Source organism: Pseudoalteromonas sp. S2755 (genome assembly GCF_005886535.1).
Taxonomy (GTDB): domain Bacteria; phylum Pseudomonadota; class Gammaproteobacteria; order Enterobacterales; family Alteromonadaceae; genus Pseudoalteromonas.
Window position 1 is genome coordinate 1 of the sequence record NZ_PNDS01000169.1, and the last position, 2,309, is coordinate 2,309.

Sequence of the window (2,309 nt, forward strand, 5' to 3'; positions counted from 1 at the left end):
CCTTTCTAGCAGCCAGTTTTAGCGCTACCTGCGTTGAATTCACTTCCAATAGCCAGCTATTGGTGCGTAAATTCGCCTAGCTATCCCCAAAACTCTCTGGCTAGACAAGGAAATAATTTAATATGATTTTAAAAATAATGAGTTAGCTCATTTCTTATCCAAACCTCAGGTTAAAAAGATGGAGAACAACTCACATTTGACCGTGTACTACAAACAGTAAGTGCCATTCTTAAGGTGATCACTATTCCATTAAGTGTTGATATTGAGGCAGGCTACAGCGCGGATCAAAATCAGATCATCAACCATATTATCCAATTGGCCGACCTTGGCGTTGCAGGTATCAATATTGAAGACAAGCCCAGTCACCAGAACAGCTTACGCGATATAAAGGCACACCAAGCGTTATTGCAGGCAATCAAACAAGCTTTACGTCATGGCGGTTGCGATCTTTGCTTACAACCACAGTGGACTGAAGCGGCGCTGCATGAGCGTGCACTCGCCTATCAAGCAGCAGGTTGCGATGGCTTTTTTATTCCCGGTTTAACCAACACCACCATGATAAAACACCTAACAGCCCTGCTTTCAATTCCAGTTAATGTGATGCTGTTGCCCGGATTTAGTGATAAACAGGCGTTAGCAGAGTTAGGAGTCAAACGTATCTCATCGGGTAATGCTCTCAGCGATCATCTGATTGCACTACAAGAATCAGCCACCAGAAGGCTGCTCGAAGAACATGTTGTAGACTTCTTATTTGAACAATCAGTCCGCACAACTTGGCTGTCAAACTAAATTAATCCCAAGATCTGACCGTTTTTTTAGATTCTTTTATTATATGGATCTAACTATATAGATCTAAAAGTCTGGATCGACTTCCAGCTTTTAGATCGTTATCCACAACACCTCATCCACAACCTCAAAATTTGTTCAAAAGCAGCGGAGATCTTACCGTTTCAAACATGCGCCTTGGCTTAAAAAAGTATTTTTAGGCTCAGCTATCCCATAGATTATCCACAAATAAATCACCGAGTTAAACTTAGGAATATTTTATTTTCTGCTTTCATTTCATATAGATAAGTAAAAACACTAAAAATTACACACTATTTGTGCAAATATTTTTATCCAATAACCTCAAAGCCCTCTTTACATATTCACGTTAAACGCTAAGATGGCGCGCAATACGACTTAGGTGAGGGTAACAATGCAAAATTTAGATCTTATTGTAGGCAGCCAAATGGGATCAGCAGAATACGTTGCTGAACAGCTTATGGAATCGCTTGAATCTCAAGGTTATACCGTGAATTTGCATGAAAAACCCGAGCTTGAAGCTTGTCAACAAGCACTGTGGCTGGTGGTGACATCAACCTATGGGGCCGGTGACTATCCAGAAAACTTATTACCTTTTATATCAGCGTTAAACGCGAGCTCGGATCTAAGCCAGTTACGCTTTGCGGTTGTGGGAATTGGTGATTCAAGTTATGACACCTTTAATCATGCAGCTATTAATCTTGCTGATCTACTTAAAGAAAAAGGTGCGACACAGTTGTTAGACATTGAAAAGATCGATGTTTTACACCCAGATCTACCAGAAGATACCGCTATTGCTTGGTTACCTAAGTTTGTTGAATGTGTCGCTTAACGCTGCAACATTGAAATACACAGAAGTTATTCACAAATTCAGTCTATTTTAGATCGTATTGTGGATAACCTATGATCTAACTGCTGATCTACGCTTACTTATCCATTGGATAAAATAATTCAGATCTCGCCATGTGAATAAAGTGGCAAGTTGATCAAAGGTTTTAAGCCCGTTGATCCGATCTAATTCACACCAATTGATCTTAGTTAAGCAGTTGGATCTAAACAGGAATACAAAACTATTCACAGATCAAAGGATCAGTAGTAGTAAGATCAATAAAGATCTTTAAAAAGATCCTTATATATTTTAAGTGATCTCTTTTTTGCGTTGTGCAAAGTTTAACCATTTCACTTCTGGTTAATTCTAGGTAGAATACGCATCCTTTCTAAATTTGCTCGGTTGTTTTAAGTAGGATCCCGTAAATGATTTATCATGAACATTTTGATGTCATCGTTGTTGGTGGTGGACACGCAGGCACTGAAGCTGCACTTGCAGCTGCACGTATGGGTATGAATACCTTATTGTTAACACACAATATGGATACCTTAGGCCAAATGTCGTGTAATCCAGCTATTGGTGGGATTGGTAAAGGTCATTTGGTTAAAGAGATCGATGCGCTTGGTGGTGCAATGGCCAAAGCAATCGACAAAGGTGGGATCCAATTTAGAACGCT

At 39.7% G+C, this 2,309-nt stretch carries 2 protein-coding genes and 1 pseudogene; all 3 read left to right on the top strand.

Translation table 11 applies throughout. From position 1 onward, the window contains the following. Window positions 1-186: 186 nt before the first annotated feature. Window positions 187-789: pseudogene (locus tag CWC03_RS21850) on the top strand (isocitrate lyase/phosphoenolpyruvate mutase family protein); the annotation flags it as partial. Between the two features lie 409 nt (window positions 790-1,198). Continuing rightward, the gene (gene mioC / locus CWC03_RS21855; RefSeq protein WP_138580473.1) at window positions 1,199-1,636 is read left to right on the top strand and encodes an FMN-binding protein MioC; all 438 of its coding nucleotides are present in this window, start codon (window positions 1,199-1,201) and stop codon (window positions 1,634-1,636) included. Window positions 1,637-2,058: 422 nt separating this feature from the next. After that, a partial coding sequence (locus CWC03_RS21860) for an FAD-dependent oxidoreductase (RefSeq protein WP_138583649.1) occupies window positions 2,059-2,309 on the top strand: 251 nt, incomplete at its 3' end.

What these genes read in the sequence shown, in the direction of transcription:
- mioC (WP_138580473.1), top strand. Translation starts at nt 1,199, where the DNA reads ATGCAAAATTTAGATCTTATTGTAGGCAGCCAAATGGGATCAGCAGAA.